Origin of the sequence: Veillonella tobetsuensis, from assembly GCF_002959935.1 — a bacterium.
Lineage (GTDB): Bacteria > Bacillota > Negativicutes > Veillonellales > Veillonellaceae > Veillonella > Veillonella tobetsuensis.
This window is the reverse complement of record NZ_PPDF01000008.1, coordinates 206579-226014: the sequence shown is the minus strand read 5'-3', so window position 1 is coordinate 226014 and position 19436 is coordinate 206579. Positions and strand designations below refer to the sequence as shown.

15 protein-coding genes are annotated in these 19436 nt (G+C 39.9%); 9 read left to right on the top strand and 6 right to left on the bottom strand.

What is annotated here, in order from left to right:
* Nucleotides 1-63 precede the first annotated feature (63 nt).
* The 3 genes from ahpC (at nt 64) to cysK (ending at nt 2455) form a co-directional block, all read left to right on the top strand.
* Nucleotides 64-627, top strand: a complete 564-nt coding sequence (gene ahpC / locus VTHSUH11_RS04235) for an alkyl hydroperoxide reductase subunit C (protein ID WP_059364875.1) — start codon at nt 64-66, stop codon at nt 625-627.
* A 384-nt stretch (nt 628-1011) separates the two neighbouring features.
* The gene (locus VTHSUH11_RS04230) at nt 1012-1461 is read left to right on the top strand and encodes an RrF2 family transcriptional regulator (RefSeq protein ID WP_059364878.1); all 450 of its coding nucleotides are present in this window, start codon (nt 1012-1014) and stop codon (nt 1459-1461) included.
* Between the two features lie 58 nt (nt 1462-1519).
* Nucleotides 1520-2455, top strand: a complete 936-nt coding sequence (gene cysK, locus VTHSUH11_RS04225; RefSeq protein ID WP_105092743.1) for a cysteine synthase A — start codon at nt 1520-1522, stop codon at nt 2453-2455.
* A 123-nt stretch (nt 2456-2578) separates the two neighbouring features.
* Here cysK and VTHSUH11_RS09555 read toward each other — a convergent pair whose 3' ends face one another.
* The 5 genes from VTHSUH11_RS09555 to dapF all read right to left on the bottom strand — a co-directional run bounded on the left by VTHSUH11_RS09555 (nt 2579) and on the right by dapF (nt 10957).
* Nucleotides 2579-5449, bottom strand: a complete 2871-nt coding sequence (locus tag VTHSUH11_RS09555; RefSeq protein ID WP_181143911.1) for a subtype B tannase — start codon at nt 5447-5449, stop codon at nt 2579-2581.
* A gap of 314 nt (nt 5450-5763) precedes the next feature.
* A complete protein-coding gene (locus VTHSUH11_RS04215; RefSeq protein ID WP_105092742.1) occupies nt 5764-7743 on the bottom strand; it encodes a PTS fructose transporter subunit IIABC in 1980 nt (659 codons plus the stop codon).
* A 40-nt stretch (nt 7744-7783) separates the two neighbouring features.
* Complete coding sequence (pfkB, locus tag VTHSUH11_RS04210) at nt 7784-8692, bottom strand: 1-phosphofructokinase (protein ID WP_105092741.1); 909 nt, start codon at nt 8690-8692, stop codon at nt 7784-7786.
* Nucleotides 8693-8727: 35 nt separating this feature from the next.
* Nucleotides 8728-10122 carry a Na+/H+ antiporter NhaC family protein gene (locus VTHSUH11_RS04205; RefSeq protein WP_170999131.1) on the bottom strand — a complete coding sequence of 465 codons (1395 nt, stop codon included), beginning with the start codon at nt 10120-10122 and terminating at the stop codon, nt 8728-8730.
* Between the two features lies 1 nt (nt 10123).
* A complete protein-coding gene (dapF, locus tag VTHSUH11_RS04200; protein ID WP_059364714.1) occupies nt 10124-10957 on the bottom strand; it encodes a diaminopimelate epimerase in 834 nt (277 codons plus the stop codon).
* 215 nt (nt 10958-11172) lie between these two features.
* Here dapF and ptsP point away from each other — a divergent pair, with 215 nt between their 5' ends.
* Together ptsP and VTHSUH11_RS04190 are read left to right on the top strand one after the other, a co-directional pair.
* A complete protein-coding gene (gene ptsP / locus VTHSUH11_RS04195) occupies nt 11173-12900 on the top strand; it encodes a phosphoenolpyruvate--protein phosphotransferase (RefSeq protein WP_105092740.1) in 1728 nt (575 codons plus the stop codon).
* 115 nt (nt 12901-13015) lie between these two features.
* A complete protein-coding gene (locus VTHSUH11_RS04190) occupies nt 13016-13276 on the top strand; it encodes an HPr family phosphocarrier protein (RefSeq protein ID WP_105092739.1) in 261 nt (86 codons plus the stop codon).
* Between the two features lie 46 nt (nt 13277-13322).
* Here VTHSUH11_RS04190 and VTHSUH11_RS04185 read toward each other — a convergent pair whose 3' ends face one another.
* Nucleotides 13323-13601, bottom strand: a complete 279-nt coding sequence (locus VTHSUH11_RS04185) for a metal-sensing transcriptional repressor (RefSeq protein ID WP_059364708.1) — start codon at nt 13599-13601, stop codon at nt 13323-13325.
* A 200-nt stretch (nt 13602-13801) separates the two neighbouring features.
* Between VTHSUH11_RS04185 and VTHSUH11_RS04180 the strand changes: the two genes are divergently transcribed.
* The 4 genes from VTHSUH11_RS04180 to potE all read left to right on the top strand — a co-directional run bounded on the left by VTHSUH11_RS04180 (nt 13802) and on the right by potE (nt 19328).
* Complete coding sequence (locus VTHSUH11_RS04180) at nt 13802-14605, top strand: transglycosylase domain-containing protein (RefSeq protein ID WP_105092738.1); 804 nt, start codon at nt 13802-13804, stop codon at nt 14603-14605.
* 269 nt (nt 14606-14874) lie between these two features.
* The gene (locus tag VTHSUH11_RS04175) at nt 14875-16086 is read left to right on the top strand and encodes an argininosuccinate synthase (protein WP_105092737.1); all 1212 of its coding nucleotides are present in this window, start codon (nt 14875-14877) and stop codon (nt 16084-16086) included.
* Nucleotides 16086-17513, top strand: a complete 1428-nt coding sequence (gene argH, locus VTHSUH11_RS04170; RefSeq protein ID WP_105092736.1) for an argininosuccinate lyase — start codon at nt 16086-16088, stop codon at nt 17511-17513. Before VTHSUH11_RS04175 ends, argH begins: the two co-directional genes overlap by 1 nt.
* Before the next feature lie 483 nt (nt 17514-17996).
* Nucleotides 17997-19328 carry a putrescine-ornithine antiporter gene (gene potE, locus VTHSUH11_RS04165; RefSeq protein ID WP_105092735.1) on the top strand — a complete coding sequence of 444 codons (1332 nt, stop codon included), beginning with the start codon at nt 17997-17999 and terminating at the stop codon, nt 19326-19328.
* The last annotated feature ends 108 nt before the right edge of the window (nt 19329-19436 follow it).

Genomic DNA, 19436 nt, shown 5'->3' with positions numbered 1-19436 from the left:
TTTGATGTAAGTATATCAAAAGCATATAATAATCGTTAATAAAGAAAATACAAGGAGGACACAATGTCTATTATTGGTAAAAAACTTCCTGAATTTACACTTGATGCTTTCAAAAAACCTGAATTGGTAAAGGTAAGCACTGCAGACGTTTTGGGTAAATGGTCTGTATTCGTATTCTATCCGGCAGACTTTACATTTGTTTGCCCTACAGAATTAGAAGACGTACAAAACTCCTATGCTGAATTAAAAGAATTGGGTTGCGAAGTTTACTCTGTATCCTGCGATTCCGAATTTGTTCATAAAGCATGGTCTGATGCTTCTCCAAGCATTAACAAAATCGAGTACTACATGTTAGCTGATAAAAAACATGAATTGGCTGATTTCTTCGATGTATTCCAAGAAGAATCTGCTATGGCTTACCGTGGTACATTCGTAGTAGATCCTGAAGGTATCGTACGTACTGCTGAAATCCATGATATGGGTATTGGCCGTTCCGCTGAAGAACTTGTTCGTAAAGTACAAGCTGCTCAATTCGTAGCTAAACATGGTGACCAAGTGTGCCCTGCACGTTGGAAACCAGGTAAAGATACATTAAAACCAGGTCTTGACCTAGTAGGTAAAATCTAATATTTAGATTTACTAAACATCTCCTCAAATGACAAACTATGGGCACGGATCGTATCTCCAACGATACCGGTAAGCCCCATTACATGGTGAAATACTCTCCAATTCACCGATGTAAACCTCATATAACAAACTACAAACTATACGCAAAAAGACCAGCCTTTGGGCTGGTCTTTTTGTCGTTAATAGTGCACAGTAAATATGACATCTTATAATATTTCATAAAGCCCTTTAACTAAGTAGGAAATAAGGTCTTGCATTTTTACATTTTGTATTCTATAATAATATTAATTCCTAGTAATGTACAAGGTTTTATGTGAAAAGCATAGGACATGTATTGTTAATACGTTCAAGAGACGTTAGCTTTTACAAAGAAAGGCAAGATACATGAGAATTTCTACAAAAGGGAGATATGCATTGATGGTTCTCATCGACTTAGCAGAACAAGGTCTTGAAAAACCTGTTTCATTGCGTTCTGTAGCAGAGAGACAAGGCATATCTGAAAAATATTTAGAAGGTATTGTAGCTCGTTTAGGTACAGCTAAATTAGTAGATAGTATTCGCGGTAAGTACGGTGGATATAGATTATCTAAGAAACCTAGTGAATATACAATTATTGAAATTTTGATGGCTACCGAAGAATCGATGGCGATTATATCTTCATTAGATGAAGGTGTATCTACAGATGATGTCATCAATGAACGTACTGTTGGTTTTTGGGCTGGGTTGCAGAACTATATTCATGATTATCTTGCAGGCGTTACATTGCAAGATGTGATTGATGGTACGTATGCAAAGCTAGATACAAAATATGACAATTGGGATGGTTCTATTTAAATAATTTAGTTAAATTTATTTCATATTATGCATAATATCCATATAAGGAGTGTTGATTATGTCTAAAATTGCAAAATCTTTCGTTGAATTAATTGGTAAAACACCATTGTTAGCAGCTACTCGTTTTGGTGAAAGTGTAGGTGCTGAGGCTAATATTCTTACTAAACTTGAATATTTTAATCCAGGCGGTTCTGTAAAAGATCGTATTGCAGCTGCAATCATTCAATCTGCTATAGCTTCTGGTGAATTGCAACCTGGTGGTACGATTGTAGAGGCTACATCTGGTAATACAGGTATTGGTTTATCTGCAGTAGGCGCTGCACTTGGTTACAAGGTTGTCATCGTAATGCCGGAAACAATGTCTATTGAACGTCGTAAATTGATGCTTGGCTATGGTGCTCAACTCGTATTAACTGATGGCGCTCTCGGCATGAAGGGTGCTATTGCGAAAGCAAAAGAAATCGTCACAGCTACAGCTGGTGCGGTAGAGGCTGGACAATTTGTAAATCAAGCAAATCCAGCTATTCACTATAAAACAACTGGCCCTGAAATCTGGGGTGATACTGATGGTGCAGTAGATATCTTTGTAGCCGGTATTGGTACTGGTGGTACATTAACTGGTACAGGTCGTTATTTAAAAGAACAAAATCCAGATGTAAAGGTTGTTGCGGTAGAACCAAAAGATTCTGCTGTATTATCCAATGGTAAACCAGGTCCTCATAAAATCCAAGGCTTAGGTGCAGGTTTTATTCCTGAAACATTGGATACTAATATTTATGATGAAGTCATTTCAGTTGCTAATGATGATGCATTTAAAACATCTCAAGAATTTGGTCATACACAAGGTATTCTTGTTGGTATTTCCTCTGGTGCTGCTTTATGGGCTGCTGCTGAATTGGCGAAACGTCCTGAAAATAAAGGTAAGAACATCGTTGTTATCCTTCCTGATACAGGGGAACGCTACTTGTCCACTGCTTTATTCCCAGAAGAATAATTAAATACACTAGTATAGAATATATGAGGCGTCCTATGAGGGCGCCTCTTGTATTATTCAAGAGGTAAAAAAGGAACTGCCGCAGCAGTTCCTTTTTGTGTTATGGTATGTATTCAATTATGATTATCTACCGTATTTAACGATAGTATCCATCCAGTTAAACAGATCTTCTAAATCATAGTCACCAGAATGGTCTACATTAAATGGTGTAGACATGTCTACTGTATAGCCTAAATTTTGAGCACGTGTGCCTACAATCAATGGAATTGCAATCGATGTATTACTATCGGCAGTACCGTAACGGATACGATAGAATTGTGCATTTGTCGCTGCTGGAGAACCAAGATAGTTCATGGGATTCATCATAGTAACGACCTTAGCATTTTCTACATATACATCTTGGTTTGATGTTGTATCATGTAATGCCGCAGTGATTGTAAAGTGGTTATTATCTGTCGTGCTTGTGCCAAACAGACTATTTTCACCAGAGTCGTTTGTACGAGAGTCGAATGCACCAGGTGCTTTGGAACGGCTTACAAATTGATTATATACATCCCAGTTGATATCTTTGATGGCACCTGTTTTATTATCCCGTACTAAATATGTATGTCTAGATAAATCAGTACCTTGCGCTTGTGCTTTATTAGCTGCATCGATGATGAAAGTTTTCACATAGGACTTAAATGTACCATTACCATTCTTATCTAGTTTTAAGATACGTCCCATAGAGTCATGTAATTGTAAATTGTTTACATAATCAGGGAAACGTTCCTTAAGTAAATTAGAGTAAGCAAGATCGTCAGCATTCAAGTTTACACGTTGCATTGTGCGTTTTGGTGGAACAGCGGTACCACCTACATTAGCTTGTGGCAATTCTCCTTGTCCCATAGATACTTTATTGAAGGATGTAATACCACTATAACTCCATTCGTACGCCATATCTGCGGCATCAAGATTTGTGATAGGAGCATATGCAGAAACTGCATACACATTGGTTGGTGCTGTAGCAGCACCTAATGCTTGTAAATATGGTTGGAAGTCAGAGCTATTACCAGTAGCACCTTGTAATAAGGATAGAGCACCACCAGCACTTGTACCATTTGTAATTATACGATTTGCATTACCTGGAATAGCCGCATTATTGGCGTGTAAGTATGCTGTTGCAGCTTGTAAGTCAACGATAACTGCCGGTGCTTTACCTATAAAGTTGCCATCAGAGGCTTTGTTTGTACGGCCTCGAGTCGCAGGAGAGGCTACTACATAACCTCGAGATAATGCGTAAAGAACACTATTAGGTTTACCATTTTCTACTTTTGGTGCCATAGCTTGACTTGGCATATAACCGCCCACTGCATTTGGCATGAAGATAGGTGCTGTTTGTGTATTGTAACCATTAACTGTACCGTTGTTGAAGTATTCTTCTGGTACATAAATATTCATGTATTGTTGATCGATGTCGATTGGATTAGCCACATAAGGGATATATTCAAAAGCACGATACTTAATTTCCTTGTTATCTATAGTAGAAGACCTGGATTCGTAATTTTTTACGTCGAAGTCAAGGCTAATCTTTGCAGATGTATCTGCTTGTAAAGGAGGCTCCATTGGTTGAGATAAAATATTTTTTTCATCCATTGCACTAGATCCTTTCGTGGATGCTTGATTACGAGCATCTACATAAGATTGTGGTAACTTAGGCTCCTGTGCTTGCTTAGCTTCATCCTCGGCCTTTGCTTTTGCTTCAGCAGCTTCTTTTGCCTGAGCAGCAGCTTCTGCCTCAGCTTTGGCTTTAGCCTCCGCTTCAGCTTGTGCCTGAGCAGCGGCTTCTGCCTCGGCCTTAGCTTTAGCCTCCGCTTCTGCTTGTGCCTTAGCAGCGGCTTCTGCCTCGGCCTTAGCTTTAGCCTCCGCTTCAGCTTGTGCCTTAGCAGCGGCTTCTGCCTCGGCCTTAGCTTTAGCCTCCGCTTCTGCTTTGGCTTTAGCAGCAGCTTCTGATCTAGCTTTCGCAGCAGCTTGTTCAGCTGCGATGCGCTCTTGCTCTGCACGAATAGCGGCCTGACGTTCTTGTTCAGCCTTAATAGCCGCTTGGCGTTGAGCCTCAGCTTGTTCAGCCGCGATACGCTCTTGCTCCACACGAATAGCGGCCTGACGTTCTTGTTCTGCTTTAATAGCCGCTTGGCGTTGAGCCTCAGCTTGTTCAGCCGCGATGCGTTCTTGCTCTGCTGCTTGACGTTGAGCTTTAGCAATACGAGCTTGTTCAGCTTGGATTGCCTTTTGTCGTTGTTGTTCTGCTAGAATAGCCGCTTGGCGTTGCGCCTCTGCTTGTTTTTCCGCAACAATGCGATGATCAACTTGATCTACAACTGCTTCACTTTCTTTTTGTGCTGCTTCTTCCGCTGCAAGTTGTGCTAGTCTTTCCCGTTCAGCACGTTGAATATCGCGAATTGTTAAGTTTCGCTTTGCTACTACTGATTTAGTAGTTGTTGTATTAGCAACTACTAATGGCGTAGTAGACTGTTCTTGTACAACTACCGGTGTGCGTTGTACCTGTGTAGTTTGTATTTGTTGTTTACCATCTACTTGTTTTTCTACAACAACTGGTTCAGTTTTACGCTGTACATTGATTAGGCTGTGCATTGCCAAAGTTGGCTCCATCACAGTTTTTGTTTCTTTGTTAACCACGTATTGCGGTTGTGATACAGCCATATGTTGTGCAGATAAAGCTTTTGCTGTATCTGGTACTGGAATTGGACGCACACGAGGGATTAGTGGCGTAACCTTTGGTACAGATGGTGTAGTTTGTAGGGCTGATTGAGTAGCCAGTGGTTTTGCGACTGGTACCGCTACACTTGTAGAGGCTTGTGTCGTTGATTCAGTGGTAGTACTCGAACCTACTAAATCATTCATGTTGAGGATAGGGGCTGCATAGGCAACACCACCCAAAGCTGCTGCTGCTAAAAAGGCGGCAGTAACTTTACATTTCCTAGATGATTTCATGAATTAATTCTCCGAACTAGATTTCAAAAAATAGTTTATAATTTTAAAATTTATTTATCTTTATATAGTCTAACATAAATCGAAGTAATTGTATACTTATTGAGTTCTAGCAAATATGGGGATGAAAATAATTCCTAGATACTTACAAAAATATAAAACAATTTAAAGTAAAACTATATGATTAATAATTATAGTGAGATATATGAAAAAGTCCCTATGTACTTTTATGACATAGGGACTTAGAAGTTTTACTATAAGTTTCTTATTATATTTATGGCTTTCACTATATAAATAAGAATTTATATAGTATTATATTATTTATTTAATCTTGGTTTTACAATAGCCAAGATTATGCAAGCTACAACGGAACCGATTGCAATGGATGCAAGGTAAAGAAGTGGGTTGCCGATTGTTGGTACTACGAAGATGCCACCGTGAGGTGCACGTAATGTACATTCAAAGAACATGGATAATGCACCAGCTGTACCAGCACCGATGATGCAAGAAGGCAATACGCGGATAGGATCAGCTGCGGCAAATGGGATAGCACCTTCTGTGATGAAGGAAAGCCCCATGATGTAATTTGTAATACCAGATTTACGTTCTGCTTCTGTGAAGCGGCTAGGGAAGAATGTTGTACAAAGGGCAATCGCCAATGGAGGAACCATACCACCAGCCATAACAGCGGCCATAATACCATATTCACCAGTTGCTAGAGCGCCTGTACCGATAACATAGGCTGCTTTGTTGACAGGGCCACCCATATCAACAGACATCATAGCACCGAAGACAAGACCTAATAATATGCGGCTAGTAGTACCCATTGTTTGCAAGGAATTCATAAGCCATTCGTTTAAGGCAGATACTGGTGGATTGATGATAAATGTAATCGCGATACCAATAAACAATACGCCCAGTACAGGGTAGAAGAGTACTGGTTTAGTACCTTCTAATGCTTGAGGTAATCCGGATACGAGTTTCTTAACTAACAGTACTAAGTAACCTGCTGCAAAGCCTGCAATCAAGGCACCGAGGAAACCAGAACCGCCTTGGCTTGCTAATAAGCCACCAACGAAACCAGCTACAAGACCTGGACGGTCTGCAATACTCATAGCAATGTAACCTGCTAGAACAGGTAACATAAAGCCAAAGGATGCACCGCCGATTTTCATTAGGAATGCAGATAATGGTGTGCCAGAGCCGAAGCCAGAAGGGTTCGTTGGATTAAATGTATCGAATAAGAAGGCTAAAGCGATTAAGATACCGCCACCAATAACGAATGGAAGCATGTGGGATACACCATTCATCAAATGTTTGTAGATTTGGCGACCAAAGCTGTCTGACGCATCCACAGTAGATGCTGCATTATCTTTGTCAGCTTGAGATGCATGATATATTGGTGCTGTGTTGGACATAGCTTCACGCAATAATTCTTCTGCTTTATTAATGCCGTTTGCCACCTTAGTTTGAATTATTGGCTTGCCATCAAAACGAGTCATTTCTACTTGACGGTCAGAAGCGACGATGATGCATTTAGCATGCTCGATTTCTTCTGCTGTAAGTGCGTCTTTAATGCCAGAAGCACCATTTTTTTCAACCTTTAGAGAAATCCCCATTTCTTTAGCTTTACGTTCTAAGGATTCTGCAGCCATGTATGTATGAGCAATGCCAGTAGGACAGCCTGTAACAGCTAATACTTCGTAATATGGATTATCTACAGATACCTTAGGAACTACCTTTTCGATAGCCTCTGTAGCTTTTGCTTCGATAGCATCGGTAATGCTTGGTGCTTTTTCATCTTCCGTCTTGATATAGCCTTCTACAGATGGATCAAAGTTGCCTTCTTCTTTGGCAGTGATAAGTTCTAAGAATCTGTCAACCGTAGCTGATTGAATGAGGGCGTTTTTAAAGTCTGGATCAATCACCATAGTTGCTAATTTGCTTAATACTTCTACATGGGTATCAGCTGCACCTTCTGGAGCTGCAATCATAAAGAACAAGCGCGATGGTTGTCCATCAAGGGCATCGAAATCAACACCGTTTGGTACTACCATAGCGGCTAAACCTGCCTCTTTTACGCCATTGGATTTAGCATGAGGTGTGGCAATACCGTCGCCAAGGCCAGTAGAACCGGATTCTTCGCGGGCAAAGACAGCTTCTAAGTATTCTGCCTTGTCAGATAGGTTGCCGCCTTTATCCATTAAATCACCTAGAGTGTAAATGGCATCCGCTTTGTTAGTTGGTGATGCATTCAGCAGGATTGATTGGGGCTTTAATAAATCAGTAATCTTCATGTGTGTACTCCTTACTGTACATATATAATGAATAATAAAATTAACGAATGGTGTTAAGCAAGGTGAGGACCTCGTCCTTGGTGGCTAGATTCTCCGAAAAGGCTGAAGCAGAGCCTGTTGCAATACCCCAATAGAGGGCTTGTTGTAAATCTTGGGTGTTGAGGTATCCAGTCATGAAACCAGCTACCATAGAATCGCCGGCACCAACGGAGTTAATAAGTGTTCCTTTTGGCGCAGGACTGGTACATACTGTACCATCTGCTGCTACGAGAATAGCCCCATCACCAGCCATGGAGATGAGAACGTGTTGTGCCCCTTGGGTTTGTAATTCTTTTGCAGCAGCAATCAAGTCTTCTTTAGTGGATAAGGTACGTCCAAAGATTTCGCTTAATTCATGATTATTTGGTTTGATTAAAAATGGTTTATATGGCAAAACACGCGTTAATAAATCCTTAGTTGCATCTACAACGATACGAATGTGTTTATGGGCTAAGCGCTCCATAATGATTTCGTACATATCGCTTGGAAGGCTAGATGGGATGCTACCAGCTAAGATTAATGTATCTTGATCTGTTAATGTGTCCAGTTGTGTATATAATGCTTGTAGTTCATCGTCTGAGATAGTAGGCCCACGACCATTAATTTCAGTTTCTTCGTCACATGCTTTTACTTTAACATTGATACGTGTTAGACCTTCTTTGAGGCGAATAAAGCTTTCACGTACACCAAAATTGTTGAGTTGACGTACGATTTCATCCCCCGTAAAGCCTGCGATAAAGCCGAGGGCTGTTGTATTCATACCTAAATTGTTAAGTACGATTGATACATTAATACCCTTGCCACCGCCCAGCACATATTCTTGTTCAGTGCGATTGATTGTACCCGTGGTTAAGTGGTCTAAGCGAACGATATAATCCAATGCAGGATTGAAAGTAATCGTATAAATCATAAGTTTTCCTCTATATTTCGTATAAATAGAATGTATTAATGGATTTGTTGTTCCTTGCGTCGCAAGCGATACCAATAGATAAGTGGTACTAAGTATAAGAAGAACGCAAATGGTACGTAACCTGCGGGCGAGACATCCATCATAATGACAGGTACGAGCGCCGCAATATTCCATGGTTGTAAGGCTGCAATAAGAATGCCGCTGTTTTCAAAGTCTAGCATAACGTCTTCGTCATGAATGCGTTCTTTTGCATAGGTAGTACGCATAATCGAATGCGTCATGATTACCGCAATTGCTTGACTACAACCTAGAGCACCTGTAATAAATGCAATTAGTACATTCGACACAAAGAGTTTGGCGCGACCTGATACGTGTTGTAAAAGGCTGCGAATATCATTCCAAAAACCAACGCCTTCAAGCATGCCGGAAATGGAACAAGCCATGAATATAGATAGGGTTGGTATCCACATCGTTTGTAGGCCTCCGCCGTGGATAATATCCGATAGCGGATTATAATCTGGCAGATGGAACCCCAATACGGTAAATTGTAACATATCCATTACTGTATAATTTTGATGGATAACTGCGAGGATGGTTGCCGCCAGTGCACTAATACCAATAGGCCAACGTATAGATAGCTTTGTTGGTAACAAACCAATAATGATAAGAACTGGTATCCATAATGTCCAATGGATATTGAACACGAAATGAATCGTATCCGGTAGATAACTGTTAGTGTAGTCTAGTGGAAACCATAGGGATAAGAGTAGATACAATATACAGCTGATGATGAGAGCAGGTAAGCTATCTTTCAACATGATTGGTATATTGCTATTTACTTTGGTGTGTGTTAGAGCAGCTACGAGAGAGGCGCTAGAGGATAGAGGTGAGTTTCTGTCTCCTAAATAGGCGCCTGCCATAATGGCACCTGCTACAATATCAATAGGCAGATTACCAGCTTTGGCAATCGTAATTAGTACAATACCGATGGTGCCCACTGTTCCGAACGATGTACCAAGTAACATACTCACGCAGGATGTAATTAAAAATGCGCAGATTATGAAAAGATTTGGATTAATCAATTCAATACCAGACGCAATAATCATGGGAATAATCCCCGATGCTTGCCACATGGCTATGAGCCAGCCGATGAGCAAAAAGATTTGCATAACCACGATTGAGGTTTTGGCACTCGTCCAGGACATGCGGAGTAAGTCTTTTGGATTATATCCTTGTCGATATAGAGCGTAAGCGAGGCACAACCATACGAGGACTAATGCATAGCCGATGGGGACACTAAACATGACAGATGCTAGAATAATGATGATAGAAACGAATAATGCTATGACTAATCCTATGTTGGTAGGTATCAGGGCACGTCCCTGTTTATACTTTATGTACCCTTGTAATAGTAATTGTAACCATTTCATATTATTCGATAGGAAGTTCTGTTTCGAATACTTCCTCAGCCGGACCTGTCATAAGAACCGTGCCATCCTCCAAATAACTGATATGCAATGTACCAAGATATAATTCTACATCTACCTCACGACCTGTAAGACCTTTTTCGTGAGCCATGACCGCAGATGCACAAGAACCAGTACCGCATGCCAGTGTAGCACCAGCACCGCGCTCCCAAGTGCGAACCTTGATGTGATGGTCGTTGACCACCTCGATGTAGTTTACATTCGTATTGGCCGGAAATGCATCGTGTTTTTCAAGGATAGGACCCTGTGTTGTTACTGGTGCTTTAGTAATATCGTCAATGAAAACCTCAGTATGAGGTACACCGAGAAGAACGGAACTAACAGTAACTGTTTCACCATTTACATCGAGGTCCACATCAATAACTTTGTCCATTTCTACATTAATCGGAATATCGTGGCTATTAAAGAATGGGTTCCCCATGTCTACAGTTACTTGGGTAACCACACCATTATCAATGGTCAGTGTAGGTTTCATGACCCCTGCTAAGGTTTCGATGGTGAAAGTTTCTTTTGTAGTTTCACCGTGCTCATAGGCATATTTGGCAAAGCAACGAATGGCATTACCGCACATTTCGGCTTCGCTACCATCAGAGTTAATGATACGCATACGCACATCACATGTGTCGGATGGAACTAGGATAGCAAGACCATCAGCACCGATACCGGTGCGGCGGTCGCATAGGCGAATAGCGAGGTCTGTGTAATCCTTAGTTTTTCCCTGTGGATCAGAAAAGAGGATAAAATCATTTCCGAGACCATGCATCTTTGTTAATTTCATAAATTCTCCTATTCACAGTCGCATTTCAATTAGCGACATTTTCCTTAGAATAGAGTAGACTTTCACTATGATGCTCGTGAAAGTCTACGGTTAAATATATAATATAACATTATATCACAGAATATATTATATAATAGTAGTTCTCTTTATTGTTCCATGTAAAAATGTTAAAATATAATGTAATGTAGTTTATCAGTATAGAAAGAGGATCACACATGCGAATTCAAGGGATTTTTGGATCTCGAGGTGTTGCCGTTGGCAATGTGTACAAATATATACAAGAAGAAATAGTTATACCTGATTATGAGGTAGCAGAAGACCAAGTAGAGGCCGAGATTGCTAAGTTTGCCACTGCTATGGCGGCTACACTCAAGCAATTGGATACCATTCGACAAAAAGCATTAGTTGATATGGGGGCTGATGAGGCCGCTATTTTTGAAGCACATATGCAAATCGCTCAAGACCCGTCTTTATCAGATGGTATTAAAGCCCTAGTAGAATCATCAAAGATGAATGTTGTAGCTGCTACAGCACAAACCATTGAAACGTTTGCGGCTATTTTTATAGGTATGGATGATCCATATATGCGTGAACGCGGTGCAGATATCAAAGATATTGGTGACCGCTTGATGCGAAATATGCTCGGTATGAACCCTCGTGGTTTATCTCATATCTCTGGCGAGGTTATCATTGTCGCTCAAGACTTAGCTCCGTCTGATACAGCATCACTCGATAAATCCGTGGTAAAAGGGATTGTCACAGCGGCTGGTGGCCCTACATCTCATGCGGCTATCATGGCTCGCACCTTGGAGATTCCTGCTGTTATGGGCGTTGGTGATATTGAAGGATTTGCTGACGATGTGCGTGCTGTTGTACTTGGCACTGATGGTGAAGTGATTACGGAACCATCTGATGAGGAATGGGACCGCTATACAAAAGAAGCAGCGTTATTCCAAGAGGAATTGAAACGTCTAAAAGACTCTGCAAATTTAGAAGCTGTTACAAAAGACGGCCATCATGTTGATTTATTTGGCAATATCGGCAAATCTAAGGATGCAGACCATGCATTGACGATGGGGGCTCAAGGTATTGGCTTATATCGTACCGAATTCCTCTATATGGAAAACGATGAATTGCCTACAGAAGATGTGCAATTCGAGGAATATAAAAAAGTAGCTGAGGTGATGCATAGCAATCCTGTTATCATCCGCACCATGGATATTGGTGGCGATAAGGAATTGAAATGTCTTGATTTACCAGAGGAAATGAATCCATTCCTCGGCTATCGTGCGATTCGTATTTCCCTAAATCGCCCCGACATATTCAAGGCTCAATTACGTGCACTTCTTCGCGCTAGTGCTTTTGGGGATATTCACATCATGTATCCTATGATTGCCTCTGTAGAAGAGGTGAAAGCAGCCAACGAGATGCTTGACGAATGTAAAGAAGAATTGATTGCTGAAGGTGTAGCTTTCAATACGGATATTAAAGTAGGTATCATGATTGAGGTTCCTGCAGCGGCGGTGATTTCCCCAATCTTGGCTAAATACGTTGACTTCTTTAGCATAGGTACCAATGACCTTTGTCAATATACATTGGCCGTAGACCGTATGAATGAAGCAATTGGTAATTTATACCAACCATTGCATCCTGCTGTATTGCGTCTCATCAAACATGTTATCGATGCGAGCCATGATCAAGGTAAATTTACCGGTATGTGTGGTGAGTTAGCTGGTGATCCAGTTGCAACTATGATTTTATTGGGCTTAGGACTTGATGAATTCTCTATGACTGCATCATCCATTCCATTGATTAAAAATATTTTGCGCTCTGTTACAATGTCAGAATGTGAAGAACTCGCTCAAAAAGCATTGTCCATGGATACAGCGGAAGAAATAACAGCTTATGCAAAATCGGTACTTGCTGAAAAAGGATTAGCATAATCGGTAGCTTTCATAAAAACAAACTTGAATTTAATATGTATAAATTGATACAATACCTATATTAATAAGCAAAGGTATAAGGCGTGCTAGCACGCTGAGTAGAAAGAGGTAACTCATGAAAGAAGTAACAGTAGAAATTACAAACGAATCTGGTTTACATGCTCGTCCTGCGACGGCATTCACACAATTGGCTGCTAAATTCGCATCCAAATTGACAATCGCAGCTAATGGCAAAACTGCAGATGCTAAATCCATTTTGACTGTATTGACATTGGGCGCTACAAAAGGTACATCCGTAGTATTAACTGCTGATGGCGCAGATGAAGATGAAGCGTTGGCAGCACTTAGTGAGTTCTTAACAACAAACCACGACTAATACAAACGAAAGAGGCAATATCCAGAATTTAGGATATTGCCTCTTTTTATTTTCCCATGTTAGCGAAACGCTCCACGGCGAGTGTAAAATCATTTATTGTTTTATCTACATCACCATGTTGAATGCCATCACGTACACAGTGATTGATATGTCCTTCAAGAACCACTTGGCCAACCTTATGCAATGCAGACTTTGCAGCATTGATTTGGGATAGCACGTCTTCACAAGGAATGTCTTCTTCAATCATTCGATCAATAGCTTGCACTTGACCTAAAATTTTTCGCAATCGACGATGTAGATTGTCTGAATCCATACACTGTTTCATAATACTCCTCCAATTGGGCATGTTTTATCATCCTATTCATTATACGCTATTATATACATTAATTACAATATATAACCATGCATAAAATAGATGACTTGTGATACAATACAATCAATATATAATGAGTTGTATTATAGACATTTTATTTGTGAAAGTATATATAATCAGAAATCTGTTATGACACAGATATGGGTGAATGTATGTTTATATTTCGACTATTACGCCGTTTGGTTCTTATAATCTGTATAATCTTGGGTGCTATATACGCATATGATGCGTATCAAAGCTATCAAGGTACAAATCGTGTCAGTAAGGCGCACACAACTGTAGAACAGACGATTGAAAAAAATGAAGATACCTTAAGCCGTTGGGAACGTATATATCGCATGCTTACCTTTAAAGAAAAGGTTGAAATTGCACTGTATCAACGAGTTTCAAAGGATACATGGGTAAAATCGGATGTTATTCCAGATAATGCAAAACGGGCACTCATCGCTATAGAGGACAAGCGCTATTACAAACATGGTGCTATCGATGTACTCGGTGTATCCCGTGCTCTCTATGTAAACACAGTGGCTGGAGAAACTGTTGAGGGGGGCAGCACGATAACACAACAATTGGTAAAAAATTTATTCTTATCCTCAAAACGAACGATGACTCGTAAAGCAGAGGAAGCTATTCTTGCTATTGAGATGGAACATTATTATAGTAAGGATGAAATTTTGACGATGTATTTGAATACTGTCTATTATGGTCATAATTTCTATGGTATTAAAGAAGCAGCGGAAGGATATTTTGGAACAAGCCCTAGCCGTTTGACATTAGGTCAGTGTGCTATGCTGGCAGCCTTACCTAATGCACCATCCTATTTAGACCCTTATACAAACTATAAAGGGGCGAAGGCTCGCCAAAAGCTGGTGCTCGAACAAATGGTAGACCAAGGCATGATTACACAAGCTGAGGCTGATTATGCGTATACACAAGATTTAGGTTTAGACAATTAAATATAAAACGGTGGACTTTCAAAGAATCTATAAAGTGAAATGGCTGTGTGCTTATTAGATTTCAATTAGATATGGATTCTAGGAAAGTCTTTTCGATTCCGAAATATATAATGAAGATGAATAAAATTTCTGCTTGCATTTATAAATATACAGTGATATACTAACACCTGTAGTCGATAAGACATGAGGAATTCATAATGAATTCGTAGTATAATAATAGTAATTGGTATAATTCATACCTAGTATAATTTAGTTTATGAGGTGTTATCATGGGCAAAGCAAATAAAGTTGTACTCGCATATTCTGGTGGTTTAGATACATCTGTTATCATTCCTTGGTTAAAAGAAAACTATGGCGCTGAAGTTATCGCTGTTTGCGTAGATTTAGGTCAACCAGAAGATTATGATGCAGTTGAGAAAAAAGCAATTAAATCTGGTGCATCTAAAGCGTACATCGTTGATGCTAAAGAGGAATTCGTTAAAGATTATGTATGGCCTACAGTAAAAGCAGGTGCAATTTATGAAGGTAAATATTTATTAGGTACTTCCTTCGCTAGACCTTTGATTGGTAAAATCCTTGTAGATATTGCTGAGAAAGAAGGCGCTGATGCCATCGCTCATGGTGCGACTGGTAAAGGTAATGACCAAGTTCGTTTTGAGTTAGCTATCAAAGCATTGGCTCCGAATATGAAAATCATCGCTCCTTGGAGAGAGTGGGATTTGAAATCTAGAACAGACTGCATGGAATACGCTGCTAAACATGATATTCCAGTTGTAGCTACGAAATCCCATCCATATTCCATGGATCAAAACGTATGGCATTTGTCCCATGAAGGCGGCGATCTTGAAAATCCAGCAAATGCTCCTAAAGATGATGTGTACTTGGTAACACATACACCAGAGCAAGCTCCTGATGAAGCTGGTTATGTAACTGTAACTTTCAAAGACGGCGTACCTGTAGCTGTTGATGGCCAAGAAGGTACTCCTCTACAATTGTTAGAAAAGCTCAACGAAATCGGTGCACATCATGGTGTAGGCGTTGTAGATATCGTTGAAAATAGATTGGTTGGTATGAAATCTCGTGGCGTTTATGAAAACCCAGGTGGCTCCATTATCATGTATGCTCACAGAGAACTTGAATACCTCTGCCTCGATAGAGCTACATTCCACTATAAAGAGCTCATTGCTAACAAATATGCTGAACTTGTATACGATGGCATGTGGTTCGCACCATTGATGAACGCTTTGCAAGCATTCGTCGATGAAACTCAAAAAACTGTAACTGGTGATGTAAAACTTAAATTGTACAAAGGTAACATTATCTCTGCTGGTGCTACATCTCCATACTCCTTGTACAGCGAAGATTTTGTAACATTCGAAGAAGATGATGTATACAACCAAGCTGATGCGGCTGGTTTTATCAACTTGTTCGGTTTACCTCTTAAAATTAATGCATTAATGAAAGAAAAGGCAGGTAAATAATGGCTAAATTGTGGGGCGGGCGTTTCACAAAAGGCACAGATAAAGCGGTAGAGGATTTTACATCCTCTATCGCTTTTGACGCTAGAATGTACGCCGAAGATATTGCGGGCAGTAAAGCGCATGCTAAGATGTTAGCAAAACAAAATATTATCTCTCAAGAGGATTGCGATGCTATTGTGGCTGGCTTAACAAAGATTAAGGGGCAAATCGACAAAGGTGAATTCCCATTCTCTGTAGCTCTTGAAGATATTCATATGAATATTGAAAAACATTTAACCGATGATATCGGTGAGGCTGGTGGCCGTCTACATACAGGTCGTAGCCGTAATGACCAATGTGCGGTAGATTTACATATGTATGTACGTAAGGCCGTTATCGAAATGGGTGAGCTTATTGTAGATATGCAAAAGGCGCTCATCGAAACAGCTGAAAAATACAGTGATGTTATTATGCCTGGCTATACCCATTTGCAACGGGCACAACCAGTATTATTTGGTCACCATATGATGGCCTATTTCTCTATGCTAGAACGTGACTTTGATCGTTTGTTGATGGTATTTAAGCATGCAGACATTATGCCTCTTGGGGCAGGTGCATTAGCTGGTTCTACGTACGGTATTGATCAAACCTATACACAAAAGCTATTAGGTTTCTCCCGTATTTACGAAAATAGTATGGATGCCGTATCCGACCGTGACTACGTGGTTGAATTCCTGTCCTTTGCGTCTCTTGTGATGATGCACTTGAGCCGTCTCAGTGAAGAGTTAATTTTGTGGTCTACAAACGAGTTTAATTTTATTGAGCTTGATGATGCTCATTGTACAGGCTCTAGCATTATGCCACAAAAGAAAAATCCTGACGTATGTGAACTCGTTCGTGGTAAAACTGGTCGTACCTATGGTCACTTGCTTGGCCTTTTAACTACCTTGAAAGGTTTGCCGCTTACATACAACAAAGATATGCAAGAGGATAAAGAGGGTATCTTTGATGCTATTGATACGGTACACTTTGCATTGTCCATCAATGCGGCAATGATTCGTGGCATGAAGGTGAATGGGGCGCATATGAAAGCTGTCCTCGATGATGACTTCTCTAATGCTACAGACATGGCAGATTACCTTGCAAAAAAAGGTGTTCCATTCCGTGAAGCTCACGAAATCGTAGGTAATGCTGTACATCATTGCATTGAAAAAGGTTGCGTATTGCTAGATTTATCCGTTGAGGACTTCAAAGCTATTTCACATCATTTTGATGCAGATATCCTTGATGCTATTTCTATTGAAGCTTGTGTAGCAGGTCGTAACAATTACTCCGGCACAGCTCCAGAATGTGTGGAACGTCAACGCAATAATGGTAAAAAAGTTATTACAAACGAAGAATCACAAATTAATGATTGGAAATCTATTGTAAATTCTGTACAAGAGTAATTATTTAGACACAAAATTTCTTATAAAAGTGCTTAAAATATAGAATTTGGCTTCACCGTTTGGTGGAGCCAATTTTTTGATTTTCTCATTTATAAAGTGTCCGTATTGGATGGACTGTAAAAGAGTAATGGTCTTGTAGTACGAAACTATAGTTAGAATAGATAGTGGTTTTCCATATAATTAATAGGTTAAACTAGGATAAAATGACACTCTTAATGTTATCATACCGTTTCTAATATAAAATAATATATAATTACTATAATTTTATTCAATTCGTGTAATATGCTTTGTCCACCAATAAAGTACTTTTCATTTAACTCTTATGATGTTATTATTAATTCGAAATAAAAATAAAAACTTAAATAAAACGGTGCTTTCACATTCCCGCCCATTACAGCAGGAACTGAAAGTGCTTAGCGGTTTTGATATATATTTGTGAATTATGGACGAGAAAAAATTCACCTTACGAAAGGGGATTGATACATGAAAACCACCGCTAAAAAAATGTCTGTATTCCAGCTAACCACAATGGTAGCAGCCAATATGCTAGGAGCTGGAATCATTATGTTACCAACTAATTTGGCTCAAGTTGGTACTATTTCAGTTTTATCTTGGCTCGTAACAGCTGTGGGTGCGCTCTTGTTAGCGTATATTTTTGCTCAAGCGGGTATGTTCTCCCAAATTAAGGGAGGCATGGGCGGTTATGCAGAACATCGCTTCGGTAAAACTGGACATTTTATGGCGAGCTATGCTTATAGCATATCTCTCATCATTGCTAACATAGCTATTGCAGTATCTGCAGTAGGCTATGGATCAGAATTCTTTGGTGTTGATCTAAATGCAACGCAAACTAGTCAAGTAACAATTGTTTTGTTATGGTTTGCAGCGATTTTGAATTTTAGAGGAAATCGCTTTACAGGTCAGCTCAGCAACATTACTATTTGGGGTTGTGTTGTTCCGGTACTTCTTATCGGTACAATTGGTTGGTTCTGGTTTAATCCAGATACTTATATGGCAGCATGGAATCCAAACGACTTGCCGTTCTTTGAAGCAATTAAACAATCTATTGCTTTAACATTGTGGGGCTTCCTAGGATTTGAATCAGCAGCAGCAAATGCAGATGCTGTAGAAAATCCAAAGAAAAACGTGCCAATTGCAACTTTTGCAGGCACATTAGCAGTGGCGGTGATTTATATCTTGTCCACAAACGTTATGGCCGGTATTGTGCCTAACGCAGATTTACTTAATTCTAATGCACCATTTGGGCTTACATTTGCATATATGTTTAATGATACAATTGCAAATGTTGTGATGGCTCTTATGATTGTTTCTTGCTGCGGAGCTTTGCTTTGCTGGCAATTTACATTGTCTCGCGTATTTAAAAATGCTGCAGAAGCAGGCTATTTCCCTAAAGTATTTGCTCGTGTAAATAGCAAAGATGCTCCTGTTCGTGGCGTATTCATCTTACTTGCTATCGAAACAATTCTTACATTGTTCACAGCAAATGATTCCTTACGCGGTCAATTTGAAACATTGGTAAACCTTGCGGTTGTAACTAATGTTGTACCTTATATCCTCTGCATTCTTGCAGTACCAACTATGATGCAAATGTCTGGCGTTGCAGAACGTAAAATTGAACGTTTCTACATGGTTGCTGGCATCGGTGTAGTATACTGTGCATACGCAGTATATGCATGTGGTGTTGAAGCAATGGCTGGCAGCACTGTTGCAGTAGTTATTGGTATGGGAATCTATGTTGTACGTAAAGGTTGGCTAGCATACCGTGCTCAACGACTACAACAAAGTATCGATTAATTGAATATTTTTCTCGTCTTATTAGAGGCTGTTACTAGGTAACAGCCTCTTTTTTGTTATTGTCTTTAGACTGGTTCGCGACGTAGTCGCGAATCATAAAACCACCCG

Coding starts and splice junctions, on each gene's coding strand:
- ahpC (WP_059364875.1), top strand. CDS start 64: ATGTCTATTATTGGTAAAAAACTTCCTGAATTTACACTTGATGCTTTC.
- VTHSUH11_RS04230 (WP_059364878.1), top strand. CDS start 1,012: ATGAGAATTTCTACAAAAGGGAGATATGCATTGATGGTTCTCATCGAC.
- cysK (WP_105092743.1), top strand. CDS start 1,520: ATGTCTAAAATTGCAAAATCTTTCGTTGAATTAATTGGTAAAACACCA.
- VTHSUH11_RS09555 (WP_181143911.1), bottom strand. CDS start 5,449: ATGAAATCATCTAGGAAATGTAAAGTTACTGCCGCCTTTTTAGCAGCA.
- VTHSUH11_RS04215 (WP_105092742.1), bottom strand. CDS start 7,743: ATGAAGATTACTGATTTATTAAAGCCCCAATCAATCCTGCTGAATGCA.
- pfkB (WP_105092741.1), bottom strand. CDS start 8,692: ATGATTTATACGATTACTTTCAATCCTGCATTGGATTATATCGTTCGC.
- VTHSUH11_RS04205 (WP_170999131.1), bottom strand. CDS start 10,122: ATGAAATGGTTACAATTACTATTACAAGGGTACATAAAGTATAAACAG.
- dapF (WP_059364714.1), bottom strand. CDS start 10,957: ATGAAATTAACAAAGATGCATGGTCTCGGAAATGATTTTATCCTCTTT.
- ptsP (WP_105092740.1), top strand. CDS start 11,173: ATGCGAATTCAAGGGATTTTTGGATCTCGAGGTGTTGCCGTTGGCAAT.
- VTHSUH11_RS04190 (WP_105092739.1), top strand. CDS start 13,016: ATGAAAGAAGTAACAGTAGAAATTACAAACGAATCTGGTTTACATGCT.
- VTHSUH11_RS04185 (WP_059364708.1), bottom strand. CDS start 13,601: ATGAAACAGTGTATGGATTCAGACAATCTACATCGTCGATTGCGAAAA.
- VTHSUH11_RS04180 (WP_105092738.1), top strand. CDS start 13,802: ATGTTTATATTTCGACTATTACGCCGTTTGGTTCTTATAATCTGTATA.
- VTHSUH11_RS04175 (WP_105092737.1), top strand. CDS start 14,875: ATGGGCAAAGCAAATAAAGTTGTACTCGCATATTCTGGTGGTTTAGAT.
- argH (WP_105092736.1), top strand. CDS start 16,086: ATGGCTAAATTGTGGGGCGGGCGTTTCACAAAAGGCACAGATAAAGCG.
- potE (WP_105092735.1), top strand. CDS start 17,997: ATGAAAACCACCGCTAAAAAAATGTCTGTATTCCAGCTAACCACAATG.